Origin of the sequence: Streptomyces sp. NPDC048337, assembly GCF_043201175.1 — a bacterium.
Taxonomy (GTDB): domain Bacteria; phylum Actinomycetota; class Actinomycetes; order Streptomycetales; family Streptomycetaceae; genus Streptomyces.
This window is the reverse complement of record NZ_JBICYR010000004.1, coordinates 291806-316165: the sequence shown is the minus strand read 5'-3', so window position 1 is coordinate 316165 and position 24360 is coordinate 291806. Positions and strand designations below refer to the sequence as shown.

General features: G+C 70.7%; 20 protein-coding genes and 1 pseudogene. 13 read left to right on the top strand and 8 right to left on the bottom strand.

The genetic code is table 11. The annotated features are described in order from the left end of the window. Positions 1-399: 399 nt before the first annotated feature. Positions 400-2661: pseudogene (locus ACGFYU_RS09455) on the bottom strand ((Fe-S)-binding protein); the annotation flags it as partial. A gap of 110 nt (positions 2662-2771) precedes the next feature. Further along, positions 2772-3278, bottom strand: a complete 507-nt coding sequence (locus ACGFYU_RS09450) for a sugar transferase (protein WP_393826680.1) — start codon at positions 3276-3278, stop codon at positions 2772-2774. Positions 3279-3472: 194 nt separating this feature from the next. On the opposite strand from ACGFYU_RS09450, the gene dnaK reads away from it, so the two are divergent. From dnaK to ACGFYU_RS09430, 4 genes are read left to right on the top strand one after another with little or no spacing between them, the layout of a single operon-like run. After that, positions 3473-5320: a molecular chaperone DnaK gene (gene dnaK, locus ACGFYU_RS09445; RefSeq protein ID WP_393826679.1), complete on the top strand. Its 1848-nt coding sequence runs from the start codon at positions 3473-3475 to the stop codon at positions 5318-5320. After that, positions 5320-5985 (top strand): nucleotide exchange factor GrpE, encoded by a 666-nt coding sequence (gene grpE, locus ACGFYU_RS09440; RefSeq protein ID WP_393826678.1) that lies wholly within the window; start codon positions 5320-5322, stop codon positions 5983-5985. The genes dnaK and grpE overlap by 1 nt, the downstream gene beginning before the upstream one ends. Positions 5986-6024: 39 nt before the next feature. Then, positions 6025-7206: a molecular chaperone DnaJ gene (gene dnaJ, locus ACGFYU_RS09435; RefSeq protein ID WP_393826677.1), complete on the top strand. Its 1182-nt coding sequence runs from the start codon at positions 6025-6027 to the stop codon at positions 7204-7206. Between the two features lies 1 nt (position 7207). Next, the gene (locus ACGFYU_RS09430; protein WP_393826676.1) at positions 7208-7678 is read left to right on the top strand and encodes a heat shock protein transcriptional repressor HspR; all 471 of its coding nucleotides are present in this window, start codon (positions 7208-7210) and stop codon (positions 7676-7678) included. Positions 7679-7747: 69 nt separating this feature from the next. Here the strand turns inward: ACGFYU_RS09430 and ACGFYU_RS09425 are convergent, their stop codons facing one another. Continuing rightward, positions 7748-8746, bottom strand: a complete 999-nt coding sequence (locus ACGFYU_RS09425; RefSeq protein ID WP_393826675.1) for a helix-turn-helix transcriptional regulator — start codon at positions 8744-8746, stop codon at positions 7748-7750. Positions 8747-9129: 383 nt separating this feature from the next. On the opposite strand from ACGFYU_RS09425, the gene ACGFYU_RS09420 reads away from it, so the two are divergent. Continuing rightward, entirely contained in the window at positions 9130-9444 is a 315-nt protein-coding gene (locus ACGFYU_RS09420) for a (2Fe-2S)-binding protein (protein ID WP_073917230.1), read from the top strand. A gap of 151 nt (positions 9445-9595) precedes the next feature. Here ACGFYU_RS09420 and ACGFYU_RS09415 read toward each other — a convergent pair whose 3' ends face one another. Continuing rightward, positions 9596-10009, bottom strand: a complete 414-nt coding sequence (locus ACGFYU_RS09415) for a pyridoxamine 5'-phosphate oxidase family protein (protein WP_393826674.1) — start codon at positions 10007-10009, stop codon at positions 9596-9598. Between the two features lie 135 nt (positions 10010-10144). On the opposite strand from ACGFYU_RS09415, the gene clpB reads away from it, so the two are divergent. Next, positions 10145-12730 (top strand): ATP-dependent chaperone ClpB, encoded by a 2586-nt coding sequence (clpB, locus tag ACGFYU_RS09410; RefSeq protein WP_393826673.1) that lies wholly within the window; start codon positions 10145-10147, stop codon positions 12728-12730. 18 nt (positions 12731-12748) lie between these two features. On the opposite strand, the gene ACGFYU_RS09405 is transcribed toward clpB, so the two are convergent. Beyond that, on the bottom strand, positions 12749-13204 hold the full coding sequence (locus ACGFYU_RS09405) for a hypothetical protein (RefSeq protein ID WP_393826672.1): 456 nt from the start codon (positions 13202-13204) through the stop codon (positions 12749-12751). 122 nt (positions 13205-13326) lie between these two features. Here ACGFYU_RS09405 and ACGFYU_RS09400 point away from each other — a divergent pair, with 122 nt between their 5' ends. Next, the gene (locus ACGFYU_RS09400) at positions 13327-13875 is read left to right on the top strand and encodes a YbjN domain-containing protein (RefSeq protein WP_393826671.1); all 549 of its coding nucleotides are present in this window, start codon (positions 13327-13329) and stop codon (positions 13873-13875) included. An 18-nt stretch (positions 13876-13893) separates the two neighbouring features. On the opposite strand, the gene ACGFYU_RS09395 is transcribed toward ACGFYU_RS09400, so the two are convergent. Both ACGFYU_RS09395 and ACGFYU_RS09390 read right to left on the bottom strand, forming a co-directional pair. Further along, the gene (locus ACGFYU_RS09395) at positions 13894-15084 is read right to left on the bottom strand and encodes a hypothetical protein (protein ID WP_393826670.1); all 1191 of its coding nucleotides are present in this window, start codon (positions 15082-15084) and stop codon (positions 13894-13896) included. Positions 15085-15224: 140 nt separating this feature from the next. Then, positions 15225-16415, bottom strand: a complete 1191-nt coding sequence (locus ACGFYU_RS09390) for a pyridoxal phosphate-dependent aminotransferase (protein ID WP_393826669.1) — start codon at positions 16413-16415, stop codon at positions 15225-15227. A gap of 698 nt (positions 16416-17113) precedes the next feature. Here ACGFYU_RS09390 and ACGFYU_RS09385 point away from each other — a divergent pair. From ACGFYU_RS09385 to fbaA, 6 genes are all read left to right on the top strand, one after another. Then, complete coding sequence (locus tag ACGFYU_RS09385) at positions 17114-17668, top strand: DUF2617 family protein (RefSeq protein WP_382690680.1); 555 nt, start codon at positions 17114-17116, stop codon at positions 17666-17668. A gap of 113 nt (positions 17669-17781) precedes the next feature. Next, on the top strand, positions 17782-19419 hold the full coding sequence (locus ACGFYU_RS09380; protein WP_393826668.1) for a polyamine aminopropyltransferase: 1638 nt from the start codon (positions 17782-17784) through the stop codon (positions 19417-19419). A gap of 33 nt (positions 19420-19452) precedes the next feature. Next, positions 19453-20310 carry an SRPBCC domain-containing protein gene (locus ACGFYU_RS09375; RefSeq protein WP_393826667.1) on the top strand — a complete coding sequence of 286 codons (858 nt, stop codon included), beginning with the start codon at positions 19453-19455 and terminating at the stop codon, positions 20308-20310. A gap of 25 nt (positions 20311-20335) precedes the next feature. Further along, on the top strand, positions 20336-21124 hold the full coding sequence (locus ACGFYU_RS09370; RefSeq protein WP_393826666.1) for an aldose 1-epimerase: 789 nt from the start codon (positions 20336-20338) through the stop codon (positions 21122-21124). 21 nt (positions 21125-21145) lie between these two features. Then, complete coding sequence (gene pyrE / locus ACGFYU_RS09365) at positions 21146-21685, top strand: orotate phosphoribosyltransferase (RefSeq protein WP_393826665.1); 540 nt, start codon at positions 21146-21148, stop codon at positions 21683-21685. A 252-nt stretch (positions 21686-21937) separates the two neighbouring features. Then, positions 21938-22960, top strand: a complete 1023-nt coding sequence (gene fbaA / locus ACGFYU_RS09360; protein ID WP_393826664.1) for a class II fructose-bisphosphate aldolase — start codon at positions 21938-21940, stop codon at positions 22958-22960. Between the two features lie 116 nt (positions 22961-23076). Here fbaA and ACGFYU_RS09355 read toward each other — a convergent pair whose 3' ends face one another. Beyond that, positions 23077-24072, bottom strand: coding sequence for a ScbA/BarX family gamma-butyrolactone biosynthesis protein (locus ACGFYU_RS09355; RefSeq protein ID WP_393826663.1), 996 nt, complete (start codon positions 24070-24072; stop codon positions 23077-23079). Between the last annotated feature and the right edge of the window lie 288 nt (positions 24073-24360).

Sequence of the window (24360 nt, the reverse complement as noted above, 5' to 3'; positions counted from 1 at the left end):
GGCGGCCTCAGGCTCCGCGTGCGCCTCGGTGGCGGCGGCTTCGGTCTCCGCCTCAGCGGCGGCGGCCACAGGCTCAGCCTCTGCCTCGGCGGCGGCTTCGGTCTCCGCCTCAGCGGCGGCGGCCTCAGGCTCCGCGTGCGCCTCGGTGGCGGCGGCTTCGGTCTCCGCCTCAGCGGCGGCGGCCACAGGCTCAGCCTCTGCCTCGGCGGCGGCCTTGGTCTCGGCTTCCGCCGTCGCCTCAGCTTCGGCCTTGGCCTCCGCTTCGGCCTTCGCCTTGGCCTCGGCCTTCGCGGCGGCAGCAGCTTCGGCTTCGGCTTCGGCCTTGGCGGCAGCCTCCGCTTCCGCCTTCGCCTTGGCGGCGGCCTCCGCTTCGGCCTTCGCGGCGGCAGCGGCGGCGGCCTCGGCCTCCGCCTCGGCGGCGGCAAGGGCGGCCAGTTCCTCTTCCGTCGGACCCGGGGCCTTCACGGACTCCAGCAGCAGCTGGGCCACGTCCACGACCTGCACGGACTCCTTGGCCTGGCCGTCGTTCTTCTTGCCGTTGACCGAGTCGGTCAGCATGACCAGGCAGAACGGGCAGGCGGTGGAGACGATGTCCGGGTTCAGGGACAGGGCCTCGTCGACGCGCTCGTTGTTGATGCGCTTGCCGATCCGCTCCTCCATCCACATCCGCGCGCCACCGGCGCCACAGCAGAAGCCCCGCTCCTTGTGGCGGTGCATCTCCTGCTGCCGCAGGCCCGGAACGGCCGACATGATCTCGCGCGGCGGCGTGTAGACCTTGTTGTGCCGACCCAGGTAGCACGGGTCGTGGTACGTGATCAGGCCCTCGACCGGCGTCACCGGCGTCAGCCGGCCCTCGTCGATCAGGTGCTGGAGCAGCTGCGTGTGGTGGATGACCTCGTACTCGCCGCCGAGCTGCGGGTACTCGTTCGCGATGGTGTTGAAGCAGTGCGGGCAGGTCGAGACGATGCGCTTCGCCGACTTCGGCTTCTTGGTCTCCGGGTCGTCGTCGTCCTCGCCGAACGCCATGTTCAGCATGGCCACGTTCTCCTGGCCCAGCTGCTGGAACAGCGGCTCGTTGCCCAGGCGGCGCGGCGAGTCACCGGTGCACTTCTCGTCGCCGCCCATGATCGCGAACTTGACGCCCGCGATGTTCAGCAGCTCCGCGAAGGCCTTCGTGGTCTTCTTGGCCCGGTCCTCCAGGGCGCCCGCGCAGCCGACCCAGTACAGGTAGTCGAACTCCGAGAGGTCCTCCGCGTCCTTGCCGATGATCGGGACCTCGAAGTCCACCTCCTTGGTCCACTCGACGCGCTGCTTCTTGGCCAGGCCCCAGGGGTTGCCCTTCTTCTCCAGGTTCTTGAGCATCGTGCCCGCCTCCGACGGGAACGCGCTCTCGATCATCACCTGGTAGCGCCGCATGTCGACGATGTGGTCGATGTGCTCGATGTCGACCGGGCACTGCTCCACGCACGCACCGCAGGTGGTGCAGGACCACAGCACGTCCGGGTCGATGACGCCGTTCTCCTCGGCGGTGCCGATCAGCGGCCGCTCGGCCTCGGCCAGCGCCGTCGCCGGGACGTCCTTCAGCTGCTCGGCGGAGGCCTTCTCCTCGCCCTCCATGGTCTTGCCGCCGCCGGCCAGCAGGTACGGGGCCTTGGCGTGCGCGTGGTCGCGCAGCGACATGATCAGGAGCTTCGGGGACAGCGGCTTGCCGGTGTTCCAGGCCGGGCACTGCGACTGGCAGCGACCGCACTCCGTACATGTGGAGAAGTCGAGGATGCCCTTCCAGGAGAACTGCTCGACCTGGGAGACGCCGAAGACGTCGTCCTCGCCCGGCTCCTCGAAGTCGATCTCCTTGCCGCCGCTGGTCATCGGCTGCAGGGCGCCGAGGGCGGTGGAACCGTCCGCGTTGCGCTTGAACCAGATGTTCGGGAAGCCGAGGAAGCGGTGCCAGGCGACACCCATGTTGGTGTTGAGCGAGACCGTGATCATCCAGGTGAAGGACGTGACGATCTTGAGTGCCGCGAAGAAGTACGTGAGGTGCTGGATGGTGCTCAGGTCCAGCCCGTCGAGGGCGGCGATCAGCGGGTACGAGGCGAAGAAGCCCGGCTCCCAGCCGCTGACGTGGTGCTGGACGCCCTCCAGCGCGCGCAGCGTCATGATGCAGACGCCGACGATCAGGATGACGGCCTCGACGAAGTACGCCTGGCCCGTCTTGGAGCCCGTGAAACGGGACTTGCGTCCCGCCCCGCCCGGCCGGTTCAGCTGCCGGATCACGATCAGGGTCACGATGCCGAGCACGGTCATCAGGCCGAGGAACTCGGTGAAGATCTCGTACGGCAGCCAGTCGCCGATGATCGGGATCAGCCAGTCGGCCTGGAAGAGCTGACCGAAGGCGTTGACGATGGTCAGCAGCAGCGAGAAGAAGCCCACCGCCACGAACCAGTGCGCGAACCCGACGATGCCCCAGCGGTTCATGCGGGTGTGGCCGAGGAACTCCTTGGCCAGCGTGATGGTGCGCTGCTTGGGGTCGCCGGTGCGCGTGCCCGCGGGCACTGGCTGGCCGAGGCGCACGAAGTGGTAGATCTGCGCGATGGCACGGCCGAACAGCGCGACGGCTACCACCGTGATGACCAGCGACACGATGATCGCGGCGAGTTGCATGGGGGGGCTCCTCGGGCGGCACTTACTAAGCGGTAACTTATTGAGTCAAGGCATGAGGTTACCGACTCCCGACGCCGCAATGTAGCTGAGCGAGCGGTGATCTGTGTCGCTCAGGCATGCCTTTGCCGGTAGGCGGCCCGCGGGGTCTGCGCGAGGATCGCCAGGTCCATCCCCAGCCAGTGGTTCTCCACATAGTGTCGGTCCAGCAGGGCCATTTCCTCCCAGGGCAGGTCGGAGCGCGCGCTGACCTGCCACAAGCCGGTCATTCCAGGGCGTACGAGCAGCCTGTCGCAGCGGTCCGTACGGGCTTCCGGGCGCGGGCCTACCAGGGACATCTCCCCGCGGAGCACGTTGAGCAGCTGGGGCAGCGCGTCCAGCGCGCAGCGCTCCACCGCGGCTCCGACGCGGCCTCCCGGGGTGGTGCGGAACCGCCAGGTCCGGAACGGCCGCCCGGCCAGGCCCGCCGCGGGCTCCCGTAGGAAGACCCGCCCGCCCTGCGTCGCGTACAGCAGCCCCGCGACCGCGGCCAGGGCCGGCGCGAGCAGGACCGTCAGGAACGCCGCTCCGACGAGGTCGACCACCCGCTTCGCCGGCGGGGCGGTAAGTGTTGGCGGCATGCCAGCACGTTGCCGCACGCCGCCGTCGGGGGTCGGGTGGCGCGCGGCCGGGTCCCCCGCACGGCCCCGCCGGGGCAGGGTTGCGCGTAAGCGGCAGCTAAAGGTTGAGTCCCCTCGACTCAGGTCTGTTGACGCCGGCGCGGCGGTACGGCATCCTTGAGTCTGTTCCACTCAAGTCAGCTGGAGGAATCGAAATGGCACGTGCGGTCGGCATCGACCTGGGCACCACTAACTCCGTCGTCAGCGTTCTGGAAGGCGGCGAGCCCACCGTCATCACCAACGCCGAGGGCGCCAGGACCACGCCGTCCGTCGTCGCCTTCGCCAAGAACGGCGAGGTCCTCGTCGGCGAGGTGGCCAAGCGCCAGGCGGTCACGAACGTGGACCGGACCATCCGCTCCGTCAAGCGCCACATGGGCACTGACTGGAAGATCAACCTGGATGGCAAGGACTTCAACCCGCAGCAGATGAGCGCCTTCATCCTGCAGAAGCTGAAGCGCGACGCCGAGGCCTACCTGGGCGAGAAGGTCACGGACGCGGTCATCACCGTCCCGGCCTACTTCAACGACTCCGAGCGCCAGGCGACGAAGGAGGCCGGCGAGATCGCCGGTCTGAACGTCCTGCGCATCGTCAACGAGCCGACGGCCGCCGCCCTGGCCTACGGTCTCGACAAGGACGACCAGACCATTCTCGTCTTCGACCTCGGTGGCGGCACCTTCGACGTGTCGCTCCTGGAGATCGGCGACGGCGTCGTCGAGGTCAAGGCCACCAACGGTGACAACCACCTCGGTGGTGACGACTGGGACCAGCGCGTCGTCGACTACCTCGTGAAGCAGTTCAACAACGGCCACGGCGTCGACCTGTCCAAGGACAAGATGGCGCTCCAGCGTCTGCGCGAGGCCGCCGAGAAGGCGAAGATCGAGCTGTCCTCCTCCACGGAGACCTCGATCAACCTGCCCTACATCACGGCCTCCGCCGAGGGCCCGCTGCACCTGGACGAGAAGCTCACGCGCGCCCAGTTCCAGCAGCTCACCGCGGACCTGCTCGAGCGCTGCAAGACCCCGTTCCACAACGTCATCAAGGACGCCGGCATCCAGCTGTCCGAGATCGACCACGTGGTCCTGGTCGGCGGCTCCACCCGTATGCCGGCCGTCGCCGAGCTCGTCAAGGAGCTCACCGGCGGTCAGGACGCCAACAAGGGCGTCAACCCGGACGAGGTCGTCGCCATCGGCGCGACCCTGCAGGCCGGTGTGCTCAAGGGTGAGGTCAAGGACGTCCTGCTCCTCGACGTGACCCCGCTGTCCCTCGGTATCGAGACCAAGGGCGGCATCATGACCAAGCTCATCGAGCGCAACACCACGATCCCGACCAAGCGGTCGGAGATCTTCACGACGGCCGAGGACAACCAGCCGTCCGTGCAGATCCAGGTCTACCAGGGTGAGCGCGAGATCGCGGCGTACAACAAGAAGCTCGGCATGTTCGAGCTGACGGGCCTGCCCCCGGCCCCGCGTGGCGTCCCGCAGATCGAGGTCTCCTTCGACATCGACGCGAACGGCATCATGCACGTCACGGCCAAGGACCTTGGCACGGGCAAGGAGCAGAAGATGACCGTCACCGGCGGCTCCTCGCTCGGCAAGGACGAGGTCGACCGCATGCGCCAGGAGGCGGAGCAGTACGCGGACGAGGACCTCCGCCGCAAGGAGGCGGCCGAGTCCCGCAACCAGGGCGAGCAGCTCGTCTACCAGACGGAGAAGTTCGTCAAGGACAACGAGGACAAGGTCCCGGCCGAGGTCAAGACCGAGGTCGAGGCGGCTGTCGCCGAGCTCAAGGAGACCCTGAAGGGCGAGGACACGGCCGAGATCCGCACCGCGACCGAGAAGCTCGCCGCGGTCAGCCAGAAGCTCGGCCAGGCCATCTACGCCGACGCCCAGGCCGCTCAGGGTGCGGCCGGCGCCGCCGGTGACGCGGGCCAGGCCAAGGCCGACGACGACGTCGTCGACGCCGAGATCGTCGACGACGAGAAGCCGAAGGGCGGCGCTGCCTGATGTCGGAGGAGACCCCGGGCTTCGACGAGAAGCCCGAAGTCCCCGCCGACGGCACGCCCGACGAGCCGAAGGCCGCCGACTCCGCCGACAAGGCGGAGGGGGCGGCTCCGGCCGGGGGATCTGCAGAGGCCGTCGGCCAGGAAACAGCCCTGCTGGCGCAGCTGGACCAGGCCCGTATGGCGCTGGGCGAGCGCACCGGGGACCTCCAGCGGCTCCAGGCGGAGTACCAGAACTACCGCCGCCGGGTGGAACGGGACAGGATCACCGTCAAGGAGATCGCGGTCGCGTCCCTCCTGACGGAGCTGCTCCCGACCCTGGACGACATCGGCCGGGCGCGGGAGCATGGCGAGCTGGTCGGCGGCTTCAAGTCGGTGGCCGAATCGCTGGAGACGGTCGCCGCCAAGATGGGTCTGCAGCAGTTCGGCAAGGAGGGCGAGCCCTTCGACCCGACGATCCACGAGGCCCTGATGCACTCGTACGCGCCGGACGTCACCGAGACGACCTGCGTGGCGATCCTGCAGCCTGGGTACCGGATCGGCGAGCGTACGATCCGCCCCGCGCGGGTCGCGGTGGCCGAGCCCCAGCCGGGCACGGCTCCCAAGTCCGAGTCGGCCGAGGCCGACACGCCGTCGGACAAGGACACGGATGCCCCCGACAAGGGCTGATGTTGAACCAGTAGAGGCACGAGAGGAGGGACACCGGGGATGAGCACGAAGGACTTCGTCGAGAAGGACTACTACAAGGTCCTCGGTGTCCCGAAGGACGCCACCGAGGCCGAGATCAAGAAGGCGTACCGGAAGCTGGCGCGCGAGTTCCACCCGGACGCCAACAAGGGCGACGCCTCGGCCGAGGAGCGCTTCAAGGAGATCTCCGAGGCGAACGACATCCTCGGCGACGCGAAGAAGCGCAAGGAGTACGACGAGGCGCGAGCCCTGTTCGGCAACGGAGGGTTCCGCCCCGGGCCGGGCGGCGCCGGCGGTTCCTTCAACTTCGACCTCGGTGACCTCTTCGGGGGTCAGCAGCAGGGCGGCGCGGGCGGCGGCTTCGGCGGCGGCCTGGGCGATGTCTTCGGCGGCCTGTTCAACCGCGGCGCCGGCGCCGGTGCGGGGACCCGCACCCAGCCGCGCCGCGGCCAGGACATCGAGTCGGAGGTCACCCTCTCCTTCACGGAGGCGGTGGACGGGGCCACGGTCCCGCTCCGGATGTCCTCGCAGGCCCCCTGCAAGGCCTGCTCGGGTACCGGCGACAAGAACGGCACCCCCCGGGTGTGCCCGACCTGCGTCGGCACCGGCCAGGTCTCGCGGGGCAGCGGCGGCGGCTTCTCGCTGACCGACCCCTGCGCGGACTGCAAGGGCCGCGGCCTGATCGCGGAGAACCCCTGCGAGGTCTGCAAGGGCAGCGGCCGCGCCCGCAGCTCCCGCACCATGCAGGTCAGGATCCCGGCGGGCGTCTCCGACGGCCAGCGGATCCGCCTGCGCGGCAAGGGCGCGCCGGGCGAGCGCGGCGGTCCCGCGGGCGACCTCTACGTGGTGGTCCACGTCGACTCCCACCCGGTCTTCGGCCGCAAGGGCGACAACCTGACGGTGACCGTGCCGGTGACGTTCGCGGAAGCCGCCCTGGGCGCCGACATCAAGGTCCCGACCCTGAACGGCCCCTCGGTGACGCTGAAGCTGCCGCCGGGCACCCCGGGCGGCCGCACCATGCGGGCCCGCGGCAAGGGCGCGGTCCGCAAGGACGGCACCCGCGGCGATCTGCTGGTGACGGTGGAGGTCGCGGTTCCGACGGAGCTGTCGGACAAGGCCCGTGAGGCCCTGGAGATGTACCGCGAGGCGACGGGGTCGCAGGACCCGCGCTCCGCGCTGTTCGAGTCCGCGAAGGGAGCATGACATGGACGGCCGCCGACGACAGTCCTCCCGTTTGGGTGGGGGCTACCAGCTCACCGACGAGACCCCGGTCTACGTGATCTCGGTGGCCGCCCAGCTCTCGGGTCTGCATCCGCAGACCCTCCGCCAGTACGACCGACTCGGTCTGGTCTCCCCGGACCGTACGGCCGGTCGCGGCCGGCGCTATTCGGCCCGTGACATCGAACTGCTCCGCACGGTGCAGGCGCTGTCCCAGGACGAGGGCATCAACCTGGCGGGCATCAAGCGGATCATCGAGCTGGAGAACCAGGTCGCCGCGCTCCAGCAGCGCGTGGCCGAGCTCTCCGCCGCCGTCGAGGGCGCGGCCGTCGCCATGCAGCAGCGCGAGGCCCAGGTCCACGCCTCCTACCGCCGCGACCTGGTCCCGTACCAGCCCCCGCAGCCGGGCAACGCCCTGGTCGTCTGGCGCCCCGCGCCTAAGCGCCCGATGGACTGACGAGCACGCGGAAGGCCCCGCCCGATACCGGGCGGGGCCTTCGCGTCGTGTACGGGCGCCCTGAACGGCTCAGGGCCGCGGCTCCCGGCTCGGCCCCGAGGTTTGGCCCAGGATGCCCGACTGGGCTATCAGGAAGCCGAGTTGGGCGCGGCTGCCGCTGCCGAGGGCGGTGGCCAGTTTGGCGATGTGCGCGCGGCAGGTGCGTACGTTCATGCCCAGCCGGCGCGCGATGGCCTCGTCCACGTGGCCCTCGACCAGGAGTTGGGCGATGGAGCGCTGGACGCCGGAGATGCCCGACGGCGTCGGGTCGTACGGGATCTGCTCGTTGAGCGGGGTGGCGCGGCGCCACAGCTGCTCGAAGACCCGGACCAGGTAGCGGACGAGGGCCGGGTGGCGGAGCTCCAGGGCGATCTGCTGGTCGTCGCTGGCCGGGATGAAGGCGACCGACTCGTCGCAGATGATGAGCCGTTCGACGAGCTCCTCCAGGGTGCGGATCTCGACCTTTCCGCTGGCCATGCGGTCGACGTAGGCCATCGTGCCGCGGCTGTGGCGCACCGTGTGCTGGTAGAGGGTGCGCATGCTGACGCCGCGCCGGATGAGCGGCTGATCACGTTCTATCGCCTGGTTGAGAATGTTCTCCGAACGCCCCCCGCCCGGCTGAATGGTCAGCATTTCGGCCTGGCACTCCGCGGTGGCCACATTGAGTGCCGCGTTGATCCTGTTGAATCCCTCCAGCACGGTGATGGCGTGCGTGGGTGCGGGAGTCAGCGCGCTGATGGCCATGAATGGCTCAAACGCTTCGGTGAGCTCTATCGAGGAGCGCCTGCGTTGCAGGATCTCCCGTTCCAGCGGGTGAAGTCGCTGGGCAAGTGCCACCGAAGGCGGAACCGGGCGAAGCCAGTTGTCGTCATCGGGATCAGGGTGCAGCAGCGCGAATTCCAGCAGGCAGGGCGTCTGCTCGACTTCCTCGCGGGCGATTCGGCCGGAGCTGAGCGCGCTGGCGTACAGCTCGGCCCCGAGATCGCACAGATCCGTCACGGCATGGGGATGTGTCTGGTTCGTGCGCATAGTCGGCAAATCTCCCACCCCCAGGGTCCTGCATGTACAGGAACATGATGCATCGCCACGGTGGCAATGGCGTGGCTCGATAAGTCATCGTCTGAGATGCGGGGGAGAGGAATCCATCAAGTGAGGACAACGTCGACCATGTACAAGAAATTGGCTCGCTCGGTGGCTGCCATTGCTCTCTCTACGGCCGCTGCTGTCGGTGGAATCTCGCTCGCGGACAGCGGCTGGGGCAGCGCTCCCGCCGACAGTGGTTGGGGTGCCGGCCCGATCGGCAATGACAGCGGATGGGGATCTCCCGGAACGAACGACAGCGGCTGGGGCAGCGCGCCGGTGGGCGCGCAGTCTGACAGTGGCTGGGGTGTGGGTGGGAAGTCCACGAACGCATGACCCCCGACGACCGCGGTTTCCGCCGCGAAATGGCCTCCGCCTACCGGTCGGGATGGCAGTTCATCGACCTGGCCACGGCAATCCCGTACCCCGGGGACTCGCTGATGGTCACCCTGTTCGGCCAACCCATCGTCGTCGTGCGCGAGGAGGACGAGGACGTACGTGCGTACCGGTGCCTGCGCCGCCCCCGAGGCGCGCCGCAGCCCGTCCGCTGCGAGGTGCGCTACGGAATGGTCTTCGTCAATCTTGATCAGCGCGACCACCAGCTCTTCGAACCCGATATCACCACCGCCACCCCCCGCAGTGCCTGAAGCGATTCCCCCGTCGTTGCAGATCGCTCAGGTGCTACCCCCACACAACGGCGCCATCGTGGACCTGACCACGATGGCGCCGTTGTGCTGTCCGCGTACAGACGCGGACCGGACAAGATGAAGAATCAACGGCCGGGTGGCGTACGGCCGGCTACGCGCGCCCCATGGCCCGGTCCAGCGTGATCTCCATGACCACCCGGTCGGGATTGGGTGAGGGCATCCGCCCGTAGCGCTCGGCGTAGCGCGCCACCGCGTCGGCGACCGACGCCTCGTCCGTACGGATCACCGCGCGCCCCTCCAGGGTGGCCCAGCGGCGCCCCTCCATCTGGCAGACCGCGACCCGGGCCCCGCCCGGCCGCAGGGCCTGGGCCGCCAGGATGTTGCGCACCTTCTTGCTGTGCTTGTTGCTGATCACCCGGGCCAGACCCGCCTCCGGGTCGTACGTGACGCCCACCGGCACCACGTGCGGCGTGCCGTCGGGGCGCGGGGTGGTCAGCGTGCAGACGTGCCGCTCCCGCCAGAAGGCGAGGTACTCGGGCGTCGGGTTGAGTACGTCATGGGACATGGCCGAAGGGTACGGCCGGAGGGTGCCAATCCCTGCCTTCAGGTGCCTTGAGTGGAATAGACTCAACTTTACGTAGGTTGTATCTGTCATAGTTCTGCCACTGCCTCGATTGCCTCCGGAGAGGAGAAGCCACCTGTGGACGCCGAGCTGACGAACAAGAGCCGGGACGCGCTGAACGCGGCCACCAGCAGGGCCGTCAAGGACGGTCACGCCGATCTCACCCCCGCGCACCTGCTGCTGGCCCTGCTCGCCGGCGAGGACAACGAGAACATCACCGACCTCCTGGCTGCCGCCGACGCCGACCAGGCCGCCGTACGCAACGCGGCGGAGCGGCTGCTCGCCGCCCTGCCCAGCGTCACCGGCTCCACCGTCGCGCCCCCGCAGCCCACCCGCGAGCTGCTCGCCGTACTCGCCGAGGCGGACGCCGCAGCGGGCCGGCTCGGCGACGACTACCTCTCCACCGAGCACCTGCTCATCGCCATCGCCGCCAAGGGCGGCGCGGCCGGCGAGGCCCTTTCCACCCAGGGCGCGACAGCGAAGAAGCTGCTGGACGCCTTCCAGAACGCACGAGGAGCACGGCGGGTGACCACCCCCGACCCCGAGGGCCAGTACAAGGCCCTGGAGAAGTTCGGCACGGACTTCACGGCAGCCGCCCGCGAGGGCAAGCTCGACCCGGTCATCGGCCGCGACCAGGAGATCCGGCGCGTCGTCCAGGTCCTGTCGCGCCGTACGAAGAACAACCCGGTGCTCATCGGCGAGCCCGGCGTCGGCAAGACGGCCGTCGTCGAGGGCCTGGCCCAGCGCATCGTCAAGGGCGACGTCCCCGAGTCCCTGAAGAACAAGCGGCTCGTCTCCCTGGACCTCGGGGCGATGGTCGCCGGCGCCAAGTACCGCGGCGAGTTCGAGGAGCGGCTCAAGACGGTCCTCGCGGAGATCAAGTCCAGCGACGGCCAGATCATCACCTTCATCGACGAGCTGCACACCGTCGTCGGCGCGGGCGCCGGCGGCGACTCCGCCATGGACGCGGGCAACATGCTCAAGCCCATGCTGGCCCGCGGCGAGCTGCGCATGGTCGGCGCGACCACCCTCGACGAGTACCGCGAGCGCATCGAGAAGGACCCGGCGCTGGAGCGGCGCTTCCAGCAGGTGCTGGTCGCCGAGCCCTCCGTCGAGGACACCATCGCGATCCTGCGCGGGCTCAAGGGCCGCTACGAGGCCCACCACAAGGTGCAGATCAACGACAGCGCGCTCGTCGCCGCCTCGACCCTCTCCGACCGGTACATCACCTCCCGCTTCCTCCCCGACAAGGCCATCGACCTCGTCGACGAGGCCGCCTCCCGCCTCCGCATGGAGATCGACTCCTCCCCGCTGGAGATCGACGAGCTCCAGCGCTCGGTCGACCGCCTGAGGATGGAGGAGCTGGCGCTGAAGAACGAGTCCGACCCGGCCTCCCTGGAGCGCCTGGACAAGATCCGCAAGGACCTGGCGGACAAGGAGGAGGACCTGCGGGGCCTGACCGCCCGCTGGGAGAAGGAGAAGCAGTCCCTCAACCGCGTCGGCGAGCTCAAGGAGCGCCTGGACGACCTGCGCGGGCAGGCCGAGCGCGCCCAGCGCGACGGGGACTTCGACGCCGCCTCCAAGCTGCTCTACGGGGAGATCCCGACCCTGGAGCGCGAGCTGGCGGAGGCCACCGAGGCCGAGGCCGAGGTCTCGAAGGACACGATGGTCAAGGACGAGGTCGGCCCGGACGACATCGCGGACGTGGTCGGCGCCTGGACCGGCATCCCGGCCGGCCGCCTCCTCGAAGGCGAGACCCAGAAGCTGCTCCGCATGGAGGACGAGCTGGGCCGCCGCCTGATCGGCCAGACCGAGGCCGTACGGGCCGTCTCGGACGCCGTGCGCCGCACCCGCGCCGGGATCGCCGACCCGGACCGGCCGACCGGCTCCTTCCTCTTCCTGGGCCCCACGGGCGTGGGCAAGACCGAGCTGGCCAAGGCCCTCGCGGACTTCCTCTTCGACGACGAGCGGGCCATGGTCCGCATCGACATGTCGGAGTACTCCGAGAAGCACAGCGTGGCCCGCCTCGTCGGCGCCCCGCCCGGCTACGTCGGCTACGAGGAGGGCGGCCAGCTCACCGAGGCCGTCCGCCGCCGCCCGTACAGCGTGGTGCTCCTGGACGAGGTGGAGAAGGCCCACCCCGAGGTCTTCGACATCCTGCTCCAGGTCCTGGACGACGGCCGCCTCACGGACGGCCAGGGCCGCACCGTGGACTTCCGCAACGCCATCCTGGTCCTCACCTCGAACCTGGGCAGCCAGTTCCTCGTGGATCCGGTGACCCCGCCGGACCAGAAGAAGCAGCAGGTCCTGGACGTGGTGCGGGCGAGCTTCAAGCCGGAGTTCCTCAACCGCCTGGACGACCTGGTGGTCTTCTCCGCGCTGACGGGCGACGAGCTCGCGCACATCGCGCAGCTCCAGATCGGCCGGCTCGCGAAGCGCCTGGCCGACCGGCGCCTGACCCTGGACGTCACGCCCGAGGCCCTGGCCTGGCTGGCCGACAAGGGCAACGACCCGGCCTACGGCGCCCGCCCGCTGCGCCGCCTGATCCAGACGGCCATCGGCGACCGCCTGGCGAAGGAGATCCTCTCGGGCGAGGTCCGCGACGGCGACACCGTACGGGTCGACGTGGCGGGCGAGGACCTGCTGGTCGGCAAGGCGCTGTAGCCGCCGGGCGGGGCCGCCTCACTCCGCCTCGAAGCGGACCGTCGCGGTGGTCCCGACCTCCGGGGTGATGCGCAGCCGCAGCCCGGCCGCCCGGCCGGGCTGCGCGGCCTCGTACACGAGGGCGACGCAGCCCTCGCTCTCCGGGTCGTAGCCGTCCGGGTGGGGCCCCGGGCAGGCCACGGGCTCCGCCGGCCGGTGGAACGACGCGAGCCAGGCATCGACGTCGCGGTGCTCCATCCGGAAGGTGCCGGTGACCCGGTCGCACTTCCCGTCCCGGAAGCCCGGGGGCGGGGCGAGACGGGCGAACCGAAGGGCCTCGGGACAGGCGGCGGCGGTGCCCTGCTGCGCCTCGTAGGCGTCGTGGGCCCCGTAGTCGTCCAGGGAGGTCCACAGCCACGCCGGCAGCCCGGCGCAGAAGGCGAGTGCGGCGGCCGTCGGCAGCCACATGACCAGCCTCAACGTACGCGGGATCATCCGACGCCCTCCTTACCCGGTTCCTACTCCTGTCCGCCCGGAGCGGATCGTACGTGCGGGGCTGGACACGGGGTGGGCGGGATGGGGGAGGATGCAGTTATCCGCACGAAGGGAAGTACACGGTGAGCATCGACCCGGCCTCGATTCCGAACTTCGGAGGGCAGCAGCCCGATCCGCAGGCCACAGGACCGGCGGGCCCCGTCGTCCCCGACCAGGATCTGGTCAAGCAGCTGCTGGAGCAGATGGAGCTCAAGTACGTCGTCGACGACGAGGGTGACCTCGCGGCGCCGTGGGAGGAGTTCCGCACGTACTTCATGTTCCGCGGCGAGAACGAGCAGCAGGTCTTCTCGGTGCGGACCTTCTACGACCGTCCGCACAAGATCGAGGAGAAGCCGCAGCTGCTCGAGTCGATCGACGACTGGAACCGCCGCACCCTGTGGCCGAAGGTCTACAGCCACACCCATGACGACGGCTCGGTCCGTCTGATCGGTGAGGCGCAGATGCTGATCGGCACCGGCGTCAACCTGGAGCACTTCGTCTCCTCCACGGTGAGCTGGGTCCGCGCCTCCATCGAATTCGACAAGTGGCTCGTCGAGCAGTTCGGCCTGGAGAAGGACATCGACTCCACCGACGGCGACGACGACGGCGAGAAGAACGGCGACGCCAACTAGTCCCCCGGTCACCCGCCGCTAAAGCGGTACGCGCGCCACGAGCATCAGGTAGAGCCCGTAGGCGTAACCGAGCCCGGCCAGCCCCACGGTCACCAGGACCGCGGTGCGCGGCCGGGCTCGTGCCATGACGGCGGCCACCGGCAGCAGCAGCGGGAAGGCGGGGAGCAGGAACCGTGGCTTCGACTCGAAGAAGCCGGCCCCGCCGAAGGTGATCACCAGCAGTATCGCCGTGTAGGCGAGCAGCGGCAGCGGGGTCCGGTCCAGCAACAGCAGCAGCGCCAGCAGCCCGGCCGCGGCCAGCAGGGCCACGGTCACGGTGGTGGCGAGCGGCACGTGCCCGCCGGTCAGCACCCGCTCCGCCGAGCGCAGCGCCCCGCCGCCGAAGTCGAAGCGGGAGCCCCAGTTCCGCTGCACGGCGAAGTACCCGCCGAGGGGATCACGCACGTGGATCCCGACGGCCAGGACGTACGCCGCCCAGCCCACGGGGGCCAGCAGCCCGGCCGCCCACACCTCGGGGGCGCGGGACCTGCGGACGAGGATCGCGTGGAGGGCCATGGCCGAGGCGGCGGCCGCGACGGCGAGCCCGGTGGGCCGGGTCAGCCCGGCGAGCACGGCGAGGCCGGCCGCCCACATCCAGTGGCCCCGCAGCAGGGCGTACAGGGCCCAGGCGGCGAGCGCGGCGAGCACCGGCTCGGTATAGGCCAGGGACAGTACGACGGAGTGCGGCAGGGCCGCCCACAGCCCCACGAGCAGCAGCCCGGCGCGCGGCCCGATCACCAGCTCACCGACCCGGTAGACGCCGACGGCGGCGACGGCGGCGCAGACCCAGGCGATCAGGATCCCGGCGGGGAGGAGCCCGCCGGGCAGCACGGCGGCGACCGCCCGCATCAGGGCGGGGAAGAGCGGGAAGAAGGCGTAGTCGCTCTGGATGTACCCGGTGCCGGTCACGGCGTCGGGCCACATCTGGGTCCGGCCGTAGCCGTTCGCGGCGATCCCGAGGTACCAGACGGAGTCCCAGGAGCGGCCGAGCACCTTGAGCGGGTCCCGACCGGCCCACCAGGAGCCCAGGGTGAGCACCAACACCCCGGCTCCGCGTACGGCGGCGAACACCCCGAGTGCGATCACGGTCGTCGGCGCGGCCGACCGCACGAACCGGACCGCGCGGATCTCCAAGGGCGACGCGGTCACCGTCGCTCTGCCCGTTGCCATGTATCCCGACTTTCCAGCTCGTGTGACGACGCTCACCCTTTGGTGAGGGCTCCGGGCATGTGCACGACCGCCAGCTTCACACCGCCCTCAGTCACCCCGCAACCACCCGCCGGAACCGACACCCCCGTCGGCCCCCGGCTCTAGAGCCGGGCCAGCCGGGAGGCGGCCTCCTGGAGTACTTCGGTCCGCTTGCAGAAGGCCCAGCGGACCTGGGTGGCTCCGGCGGAGGTGTCGTCGTAGAAGACCTGGTTCGGGATGGCGACCACGCCGCAGCGCTCGGGCAGGGCCCGGCAGAAGGCGAGGCCGTCCTTCTCGCCGAGGGGGGTGATGTCGGTGGTGATGAAGTACGTGCCTTGCGGGCGGTAGACCTCGAAGCCGGCCGCAGTGAGGCCGTCGGCGAGGATGTCGCGCTTGGCGGCCAGGTCCGCGCGGAAGGCGTCGTAGTAGCTGTCGGGGAGGGCGAGGGCCTCGGCGATCGCGTACTGGAAGGGGCCCGAGGAGACGTAGGTCAGGAACTGCTTCGCGGAGCGGACCGCCGTCACCAGCTCCGGGGGCGCGGTGACCCAGCCGACCTTCCAGCCGGTGAAGGAGAAGGTCTTGCCGGCGGAGGAGATCGTGACCGTGCGCTCGCGCATGCCCGGGAGGCCCGCCAGCGGCGTGTGGGCGCCCTCGAAGACCAGGTGCTCGTAGACCTCGTCGGTGATGACGAGGAGGTCCCGCTCGACGGCGAGCTCCGCGACGGCCGCGAGCTCCGCCGGGCTCAGGACCGTGCCCGTGGGGTTGTGCGGGGTGTTCAGCAGGAGCAGCCGGGTGCGCGGGGTGACGGCGGCGCGCAGCTCGTCCAGGTCCAGGGCGAAGGCCCCGGAGTGCGGGCGCAGGGTGACGGGGACCCGTGCGGCGCCGGCCATCGCGATGCAGGCCGCGTAGGAGTCGTAGAAGGGTTCGAGGGCGATGACCTCGTCACCCGGTTCGAGGAGGGCGAGGAGGGAGGCGGCGATGGCCTCCGTGGCGCCCGCGGTGACCAGGACCTCGGTGTCGGGGTCGTAGGACAGCCCGTAGAAGCGCTCCTGGTGGGCGGCGACGGCCGTACGGAGCTCGGGGATGCCTGGGCCCGGCGGGTACTGGTTGCCGAGGCCGGTGAGGACCGCGCGGGAGGCCGCCTCGGCGATCTCCGCCGGGCCGTCGGTGTCGGGGAAGCCCTGGCCCAGGTTGATCGACCCGGTGCGGGCGGCCAACGCGGACATCTCCGCGAAGATCGTCGTGCCGAAGGCCGCGAGGCGGCGGTTCAGGAAGGGGCGGTCGCTGCCCACGGGTGCGCTCATGGGCGCCATCCTGGGGGGAACCTCTGGACTTGCTCAAGTGTGCTTTGGGCCGCGTGGCCTGCGGGCATCCCCCTGTCACGCGGGACGCGGGGATCCCGCTCCCCCGGGAAGACCGGGGTGTGAGAGAGGGGGCGGACATGGAGTTCGTCTTCGTAGGGATCGGTTTTCTCGTCCTTTTCGTCTTGGCGTTGATCGCGTTGCGAGGGTTCAAGAGGGGCTTCAGCGGTTCGTCGTCCGGTTCCGGCTGCAGCAGTAGCAGCAGCTGGTGGGGAGGCGACGGCGGGTCTTCCTCCTGCGGATCCTCCTCGTCCTGCGGTGGATCTTCGTCCTGCGGCGGTGGCGGGGGGTGCGGTTCCAGCTGACACGGGGCAGCTGGCACCGCGCGGACGGGGGCGTCCGGCGGTCCGACTTCCGTCGGGCGCCCTCCCGTTCGCGCGTGCATCAGAACGTGCATCACAACGTGCATCACGGCGCGCTGGACGCGACGTGTTGAACACGTGAACTGCGAAGCCCCCGGGGGGATGTAAACCCCGTCAAGTTGGGTAAAAACGCTGTGAGTGCCGTGCCTTTCATGATTCCCTCGGTTGAGTAGACCAGTCCCCGGACCTCCCGGGACTTCCTGTGGACCCGTGCCGGTGTCCCCCCACCCGTTGACTACCGCTGGCGGGCCCCGGCCCATCTCCCTCGCGCGTTTGCGGAGCCGACTCATGCTCACGACCCTCCAGACCACCTATACCGACACGCGTGCCGCCGATCTCGCCTGGGCCCTGGGTCGGGACCGGCTGCCCGCCCTGGCCGTACTGAACCTCGAACTGTCGGGCGCGAAGGTGGAGTTGCGCCTGCTCGGCGCCTCCCATCAGGTGCTCCTGGAGGAGGGCGAGGTGCTCTGCTCGGAGACGGTCGCCTGCATGCCCGGCAGCAGTACGCCGCTGCCGCTCGGCGTGGCCAAGCGGGTGGGCGACTGGGAGTACGAGTTCGCCGCACGGGTCGAGACTCTGTCCCGCGGATCCTTCGCGGGGCGGGCGCAGGAACTGCTCGCACTGGTCGCGGACCACCCGAACGGACTGGCGGGCACCTTTCCCGGCAGTCCGCACGCCTTCACCGCCATGCTCGCGCAGCGCTACGAGGGCCAGGTGCGCTGGCGGACCTGGCACGCGTACCCGCAGGAGGGACAGCTCGTCGCCACCCGGACCCGCGTGGGTGTACGGATGGCGGCGGCCGCCGCGGCCGCCGCGGAACGGGAGTCGCCCGCACTGCGCTAGACCGGGGCGCGCCGGGAGCCCCCACACGGTTGCGCCAACTGGCCGAACCAGTACGCCACTTGCACCCATGTGGGTGACCGGATGTGAGTGGGCGGTGACGTACGGTTCGCTTCATGATCGACCGTTCCGTCCCGCGCCGGGTGCTCCCGGCTCCGGAGCCTCGGGGCGCCGCGCCCGTCCCGGCCGCCCTGCCCGTACGGCCCCGGACCGGCCGGCTCCTCGTCCTGGCCACCGTGTTCGTCTGCGCCGCCTGCGGGCTCGTGTACGAACTGGAGCTGCTCGCCCTCGGCTCCTACCTCATCGGTGATTCCGTCACCCAGGCGTCGGTCGTGCTGTCCGTCATGGTCTTCGCCATGGGCGTCGGCTCCCTGCTCGCCAAACGGCTGCGGAACCGGCCCGCGCTCGGCTTCGGCGCCATCGAGGCCGCGCTGGCCCTGCTCGGCGGGCTCTCCGCCATAGCGCTGTACGCGAGCTTCGCCTGGCTGGGGGAATCCCGGCCCGCCCTCGTCGCCTTCTCCTTCGGCATCGGAGTGCTCATCGGCGCGGAGATCCCGCTCCTGATGGTCCTCATCCAGCGCATCCGCAGACAGGACGCGGGCGGGGCCGTCGCCGACCTGTTCGCCGCCGACTACGTGGGCGCCCTGGTCGGCGGCCTCGCCTTCCCCTTCCTGCTGCTCCCCGTGCTCGGCCAGCTCACCGGGGCCATGCTCACCGGCACCGTCAACGTGGTCATCGGCGGCGGTCTGGTGCTGTGGCTGTTCCGCCACGACCTCGGCCGCCGCGAGCGCTGGCTGCTGATCGCCGCGAACGCGACCGTCCTGGCCGTCCTCGGCTGCGCGACCGTCCTCGCCGACGACTTCGAGCGCTCCGCCCGCCGCGCCGTCTACGGCGGGGAGGTCCGGGTCGCCGTGCAGACCGGGGTGCAGGAGCTGGTGCTCACCGGCCCCACCACCGGCTCCCCGCGCTCCCTCGACCTGTACCTCGACGGGCGGCTGCGGGTCAGCGGCTACGACGAGTACCGCTATCACGAGGCCCTCGTCCACCCCGCCATGACCGGCCCGCACTCCCGCGTCCTGGTCCTCGGCGGCGGCGACGGGCTCGCCGCCCGCGAGGTGCTGCGCTACCGCGACGTCGCCTCCGTCACCATCGTCGAGCTCGACCCCGGCGTGGTCCGGCTCGCCCGCACCGACCCGATGCTGTCCGCGCTCAACGCCGGGGTCTACGGGGACCCGCGCCTCGGGGTCGTCACGCAGGACGCCTTCCGCTGGCTGCGCGGGCCCGCCGCCCGGGACCGGTTCGACGTCATCGTCTCCGATCTCCCGGACCCCGGGATCACCCCCAGCACGAAGCTGTACTCGCAGGAGTTCTACGGGCTGGCCGCACGGGCCCTGCGCCCCGGCGGCCGGATCGCCGTCCACGCCGGGCCGCTGGCCACGCGGCCCCGTACGTACTGGACCGTCGAGTCGACCCTGCGCGCGGCCGGGCTGTGGACCGCCCCCTACAGCGCCGGCGGCCGCCTCTCCGGCTTCGCCGCCGGACCCGACCGCACCGGGCTGACCGGCACACCGCCGCAGGACTGGGGCTTCGTCCTCGCCGCTCGCGAGCAGGCGCCCGCGCTGCGCGTGGACCGCGACACGCCGGGGCTGCGCTCGCTGTCCACCGGCTCCCTCCAGGACGCCGCGCGCGACGCGGAGCGCACCCGGATGACCGGACTCCCGCCGTCGACCCTGCCGCACCCGCGGTATTCGTGACCCGGTGCCGGTCTCGTCGGTAGGCTCGACCGCATGGAGCATCAGGTGTTCGTTCCGGTACCGGCAGACAGCCTCCGCGCCGTGCTGCGCGACCCCGTCCGGGTGGCCCGGTGCGTGCCGGGGCTCCAGCAGGACGCCGACATCGACTCCGGACCCGTCTCGGGCCGGCTGAAGGTCCGGGTCGGCGGAAGCACCGTGACCTACCGGGGGGCGCTGACCGTCACCGAGCGGGACCCCGGCCGCTTCGACCTCGACGGCGAGGGCACTGAGGTGCGGGGGAGCGGGACCGTCACCCTCGCGCTGGCGCTGCGGCTGACCCCGCAGGAGGACGGGACCCGGCTGGACTTCACCGCGGGGGGCGCCGCCGACGGCCGGGCCGCCGCCTTCACCGCCGAGGCCACCGCGACCGCCGTACGGCGGCTGCTGGAGCGGGCCGCCGAACTGCTGGCCGTGGCGGCCGCGCCGGATGCCGCCCGTACGGAGCCGGGGGTCGCCGATCCGGTGGCCGAGGCCGAGGAGGCGGCGGAAGCCGGGGACACCGGGGCGTCCGGGGACGCGGGGTCCGGCGGGGACGAGGTCACGGAGGTCACCGCGTCCGTGTTCGACACCGAGGTGCCGCCGCCCTCCCTGGACCCCTTCCTGGCCAGTGAGTTCGACGAGCTGGACGGAGGCTCCCCGCGGCCCCCGGCCGAAGCCGCGCACGCCCGCCGCACGATGATCGGCCGCAGCGCCGAAGAGGTGGACCACGCGCCCCCGCGCGGCCGGTACGCCCCGGTCCCCGCGCCCGCCGTCACCACGGCCGGCGACAACCTCCGCTGGATCGCCCCCGCCGCCGCCCTCGCCCTGGCGTCGGCGGTGCTCATCGGCAGGGCCCTGCGCCGCCGCCGCTAGCCGGACACCCCCTAGGGTCGGCGGTATGAGTACGCAACTGAGCGCCGGCGGCGCCGAGGTGACCGTCGACCAGGAGAACGGCTGCCGGATCAGCAGCCTGCGCATCGACGGGACCGAGCTGCTGCGCCAGGGCCCGCATTACGGGTCCTTCCCGATGGTCCCGTGGTGCGGCCGGACCGAGAACGGCCGGTTCAGGGACGGCGCCACCGTCCACCAGATGCCGGTCAACCACCCGCCGCACGCCCTGCACGGCTTCGGCCGTGACGCGGCCTGGCGCCCGGCCAAGGCCACAGCCACCGAGGCGGTCTTCACCTACGACCTCGCCGACCCGTGGCCGTACTCCGGCCGGGTCACGCAGATCTTCGAGCTGGCCGAGGACGCGCTCACCCTCACCCTGGGCATCGAGACGTACGAGAACTCCTTCCCCGCCCAGGCCGGCTGGCACCCCTGGTTCCGCCGCAACCTCGGAGCCGGCGGGCCCGACGTGAGCCTCGCCTTCGACCCCGCCTGGCAGGAGGAGCGCGGCGCCGACCACCTCCCCACCGGCCGCCGCATCGACCCGAAGCCCGGTCCCTGGGACGACTGCTTCGGCATGCCGGACGGGGTCGACGTCACCCTCACCTGGCCCGGCGCCCTGGAGCTGAAGGTCACCAGCCGCTCCGAATGGGTGGTCGTCTACGACGAGGAGCCCGAGGCCGTCTGCGTCGAGCCCCAGTCGGGACCGCCGAACGGGCTGAACACCCTGCCGCGCCTGGTCACCCCCGTCGACCCGCTGGAGATCTCCGCGACCTGGACGTGGCGGCGGCTCCCGTAGGACGCAATTAAGCTCAGACGTATGAGTGACGTACGCGATGAGCTTCTGCAGCAGATCAAGGACAAGGCCGTCGTGCACGGCAAGGTGATCCTCTCCTCCGGCCGCGAGGCCGACTACTACATCGACCTCCGCCGGATCACCCTCGACGGCGAGGCGGCCCCGCTGGTCGGCCAGGTCATGCTCGACCTGACCGCCGAGCTCGACTTCGACTGCGTCGGCGGCCTGACCCTGGGCGCCGACCCGGTCGCCACCTCGATGCTGCACGCCTCCGCCGCGCGCGGGCAGCGCCTGGACGCCTTCGTCGTCCGCAAGGCGCAGAAGGCGCACGGTATGCAGCGCCGCATCGAGGGCACCGACGTCAAGGGCAAGCGCTGCCTGGTCGTCGAGGACACCTCGACCACCGGCGGGTCCCCGCTGACGGCCGTCGAGGCGGTCCGCGAGGCCGGCGGCGAGGTCGTCGCCGTCGCCACGATCGTCGACCGCGGTGCGGCCGGCGCCATCGCCGAGGCCGGGCTTCCGTACCTCACCGGCTACCGGCTCGAGGACCTCGGCCTGTCCTAGGAGCGGCCCGGTCCCGGCCACCGTGTGCAACTGGTGACGAAGGTCCTCCGACGTCCCGGAGCCGGTCCTGACCTGCTCCTTTTCGGGCGGCCGGGATGTTTCACGTGAAACGTCCCGGCCCTTCCGGCTCGCACTGTGGACAGCTGGGGTGGAGTGTCGCGCCGAGTCTGGAAAGATAGGCGCGACGGTGACGTCGCCCCCAGGTCAGGGCCCGCAATAAGCACACTCCCCGCACATCCAAGGAGCGGACAGATGCCCATCGCAACCCCCGAGGTCTACAACGAGATGCTCGACCGGGCGAAGGCAGGCAAGTTCGCCTACCCGGCCATCAACGTGACCTCGTCCCAGACCCTGCACGCTGCACTGCGCGGCTTCGCGGAGGCCGAGAGCGACGGCATCATCCAGATCTCCACCGGTGGTGCGGAGTTCCTGGGTGGCCAGCACAACAAGGACATGGTCACCGGCGCCGTCGCCCTGGCCGAGTTCGCCCACATCGTGGCCGCCAAGTACGACATCACGGTCGCGCTGCACACGGACCACTGCCCCAAGGACAAGCTGGACGGCTACGTCCGCCCGCTGCTCGACATCTCCGCCGAGCGCGTCGCCAAGGGTCAGAACCCGCTCTTCCAGTCGCACATGTGGGACGGCTCCGCCGAGACCCTGGCCGACAACCTGGCCATCGGCCAGGAGCTGCTCGCCAAGGCCGCCGCCGCGAAGATCATCCTTGAGGTCGAGATCACCCCGACCGGTGGCGAGGAGGACGGCGTCAGCCACGAGATCAACGACGAGCTGTACACCACCGTCGAGGACGCGATCCGCACCGCCGAGGCCCTGGGCCTGGGCGAGAAGGGCCGCTACCTGCTGGCCGCCTCCTTCGGCAACGTCCACGGCGTCTACAAGCCGGGCAACGTCGTCCTGCGCCCCGAGCTCCTCAAGGACCTCCAGGCCGGTGTCGCCGAGAAGTTCGGCAAGGCCTCGCCGTTCGACTTCGTCTTCCACGGCGGCTCGGGCTCCACGGCCGAGGAGATCGCCACCGCGCTGGAGAACGGCGTCGTGAAGATGAACCTCGACACCGACACCCAGTACGCCTTCACCCGCCCGGTCGTGGACCACATGTTCACCAACTACGCCGGTGTCCTGAAGGTCGACGGCGAGGTCGGTACGAAGTCCAAGTACGACCCCCGCACCTGGGGCAAGGCCGCCGAGGCGGGCATGGCCGCGCGTGTCGCCGAGGCCTGCGCGAACCTGCGCTCGACCGGTACCAAGCTGAAGTAGTTTTCGCGGGACTCCGCACGAAGGGCCCGACCCCGTCTCACGACGGTGGCCGGGCCCTTCGGCTTCCCCTGAGATCCCCCCTGTTCCCGCGGCGCCCCCCGGCGCCCGGAAATCCGTCAGGCCGTCATGCCGTACGGCAGGGCGTCGACCACGCCGGTGCCGACGAGGGCCTCGAAGACCTCCTCGCCGTTCTGCGTGCCGGTGACCTTGACCGTGGCGGGGCCGGTGCGCTCGGCGTGGATCCAGACCGGCGCGCCGAACTCGGCGTACCGCTGGTACGTGCTGCTCACGGACACCGGCATGACGGCGGGGGCGGCGGTCAGCGCCACCGCGGCCTGGCGGGCGGCCTCCAGCAGGACCATGCCCGGGAGGTGGTCGCCCGGGTGGTCGAAGAGGACCGGGTGCCGGGTGTCGTAGCGCAGCTGCCAGGTGGAGCCGGTGCCCCGCTGCGGCGCGGCGGCGAGCACCACGTCGAAGGGGGAGAAGCGGCCCACCTGGGCCGGCTGGAGGGCGTTGGCGGGCAGCGAGGGCTCGGGCCGCCGGTCGACCTGTCCGGCGCGCAGCCGGCGGTACACGGCGGGGGAGGCGACGTTGTAGCCGACGTCCCCCGTGGCCACCACGGCGTTGCCATGACGCATCGTCACCTGGTAGCGCAGCGCCTGGAGTTGGGTGCCCCGGCGGCGCACCTCGGTGCAGACGACGTCGAGGTCGAGGTTGGCGGGCGCGTCGCCTATGACCAGGTTCTCGGGGGTGGCCGTGTAGTCGAGGCCCCACAGCAGGAACTGGTGGCCGAGCGGGACCTCGAAGGCCTCGTGGGCCACGTAGGAGCCGACCTGGCGGATGGTCTCGCAGATCAGCATCGGGTCGTAGTGGGTTCCGGCGATCGGTGCGAAGAAGCTGTGGCCGCGTGGGAGCTGCGCGGTGACGTGGAACCGGTCTTCGGCCGGACGGCACATGCCCGTCAGGAAGACCTCGGCAAGGGCGGCCCGGTGCACGAGCTCGCGGGGGACCGTGGTGGTGAGCCCCCCTTCCTGTCGGTCCGGGCACCGGCAATCGCCGGTGGAGGAGGGCAGCTTGGTGAGGACGTCCGTGGGTTCCAAGGTCGTGATCATGAAGTCCCTCGAGATCATGGCCGAAAGCCGAGCCGCACCGCTTGCCTGACGCGAAGTACGTACTTTCGGGTTTGCTTGTCAGGTAGAGGATTACCTGATGATCGCTGGTTCTCGGACTCGAAGGTGACGTAAACCACACCACCGAAAGTAGTGGAACGGATGCCTCCAGTAGATGTTCCCGCAGGTCAGTCACTACAACGGGGGGTTCTGCTCACGTTGTGTCGATTTTCGGCCGCGCAGAGGATCCTGAGGGAGCGTCGGGTATCTTTTGCTCAGCGGCAGCCGCGT

Bases quoted from the DNA above. Each gene is read 5' to 3' on its own strand.
- dnaJ (WP_393826677.1), top strand. From the start codon at position 6,025: ATGAGCACGAAGGACTTCGTCGAGAAGGACTACTACAAGGTCCTCGGT.
- ACGFYU_RS09375 (WP_393826667.1), top strand. From the start codon at position 19,453: ATGGAGCATCAGGTGTTCGTTCCGGTACCGGCAGACAGCCTCCGCGCC.
- ACGFYU_RS09395 (WP_393826670.1), bottom strand. From the start codon at position 15,084: ATGGCAACGGGCAGAGCGACGGTGACCGCGTCGCCCTTGGAGATCCGC.
- ACGFYU_RS09380 (WP_393826668.1), top strand. From the start codon at position 17,782: ATGATCGACCGTTCCGTCCCGCGCCGGGTGCTCCCGGCTCCGGAGCCT.
- ACGFYU_RS09420 (WP_073917230.1), top strand. From the start codon at position 9,130: ATGACCCCCGACGACCGCGGTTTCCGCCGCGAAATGGCCTCCGCCTAC.
- ACGFYU_RS09405 (WP_393826672.1), bottom strand. From the start codon at position 13,204: ATGATCCCGCGTACGTTGAGGCTGGTCATGTGGCTGCCGACGGCCGCC.
- ACGFYU_RS09415 (WP_393826674.1), bottom strand. From the start codon at position 10,009: ATGTCCCATGACGTACTCAACCCGACGCCCGAGTACCTCGCCTTCTGG.
- ACGFYU_RS09370 (WP_393826666.1), top strand. From the start codon at position 20,336: ATGAGTACGCAACTGAGCGCCGGCGGCGCCGAGGTGACCGTCGACCAG.
- pyrE (WP_393826665.1), top strand. From the start codon at position 21,146: ATGAGTGACGTACGCGATGAGCTTCTGCAGCAGATCAAGGACAAGGCC.
- ACGFYU_RS09390 (WP_393826669.1), bottom strand. From the start codon at position 16,415: ATGGCGCCCATGAGCGCACCCGTGGGCAGCGACCGCCCCTTCCTGAAC.
- ACGFYU_RS09355 (WP_393826663.1), bottom strand. From the start codon at position 24,072: ATGATCACGACCTTGGAACCCACGGACGTCCTCACCAAGCTGCCCTCC.
- ACGFYU_RS09430 (WP_393826676.1), top strand. From the start codon at position 7,208: ATGGACGGCCGCCGACGACAGTCCTCCCGTTTGGGTGGGGGCTACCAG.
- ACGFYU_RS09450 (WP_393826680.1), bottom strand. From the start codon at position 3,278: ATGCCGCCAACACTTACCGCCCCGCCGGCGAAGCGGGTGGTCGACCTC.
- fbaA (WP_393826664.1), top strand. From the start codon at position 21,938: ATGCCCATCGCAACCCCCGAGGTCTACAACGAGATGCTCGACCGGGCG.
- ACGFYU_RS09385 (WP_382690680.1), top strand. From the start codon at position 17,114: ATGCTCACGACCCTCCAGACCACCTATACCGACACGCGTGCCGCCGAT.
- dnaK (WP_393826679.1), top strand. From the start codon at position 3,473: ATGGCACGTGCGGTCGGCATCGACCTGGGCACCACTAACTCCGTCGTC.
- ACGFYU_RS09425 (WP_393826675.1), bottom strand. From the start codon at position 8,746: ATGCGCACGAACCAGACACATCCCCATGCCGTGACGGATCTGTGCGAT.
- grpE (WP_393826678.1), top strand. From the start codon at position 5,320: ATGTCGGAGGAGACCCCGGGCTTCGACGAGAAGCCCGAAGTCCCCGCC.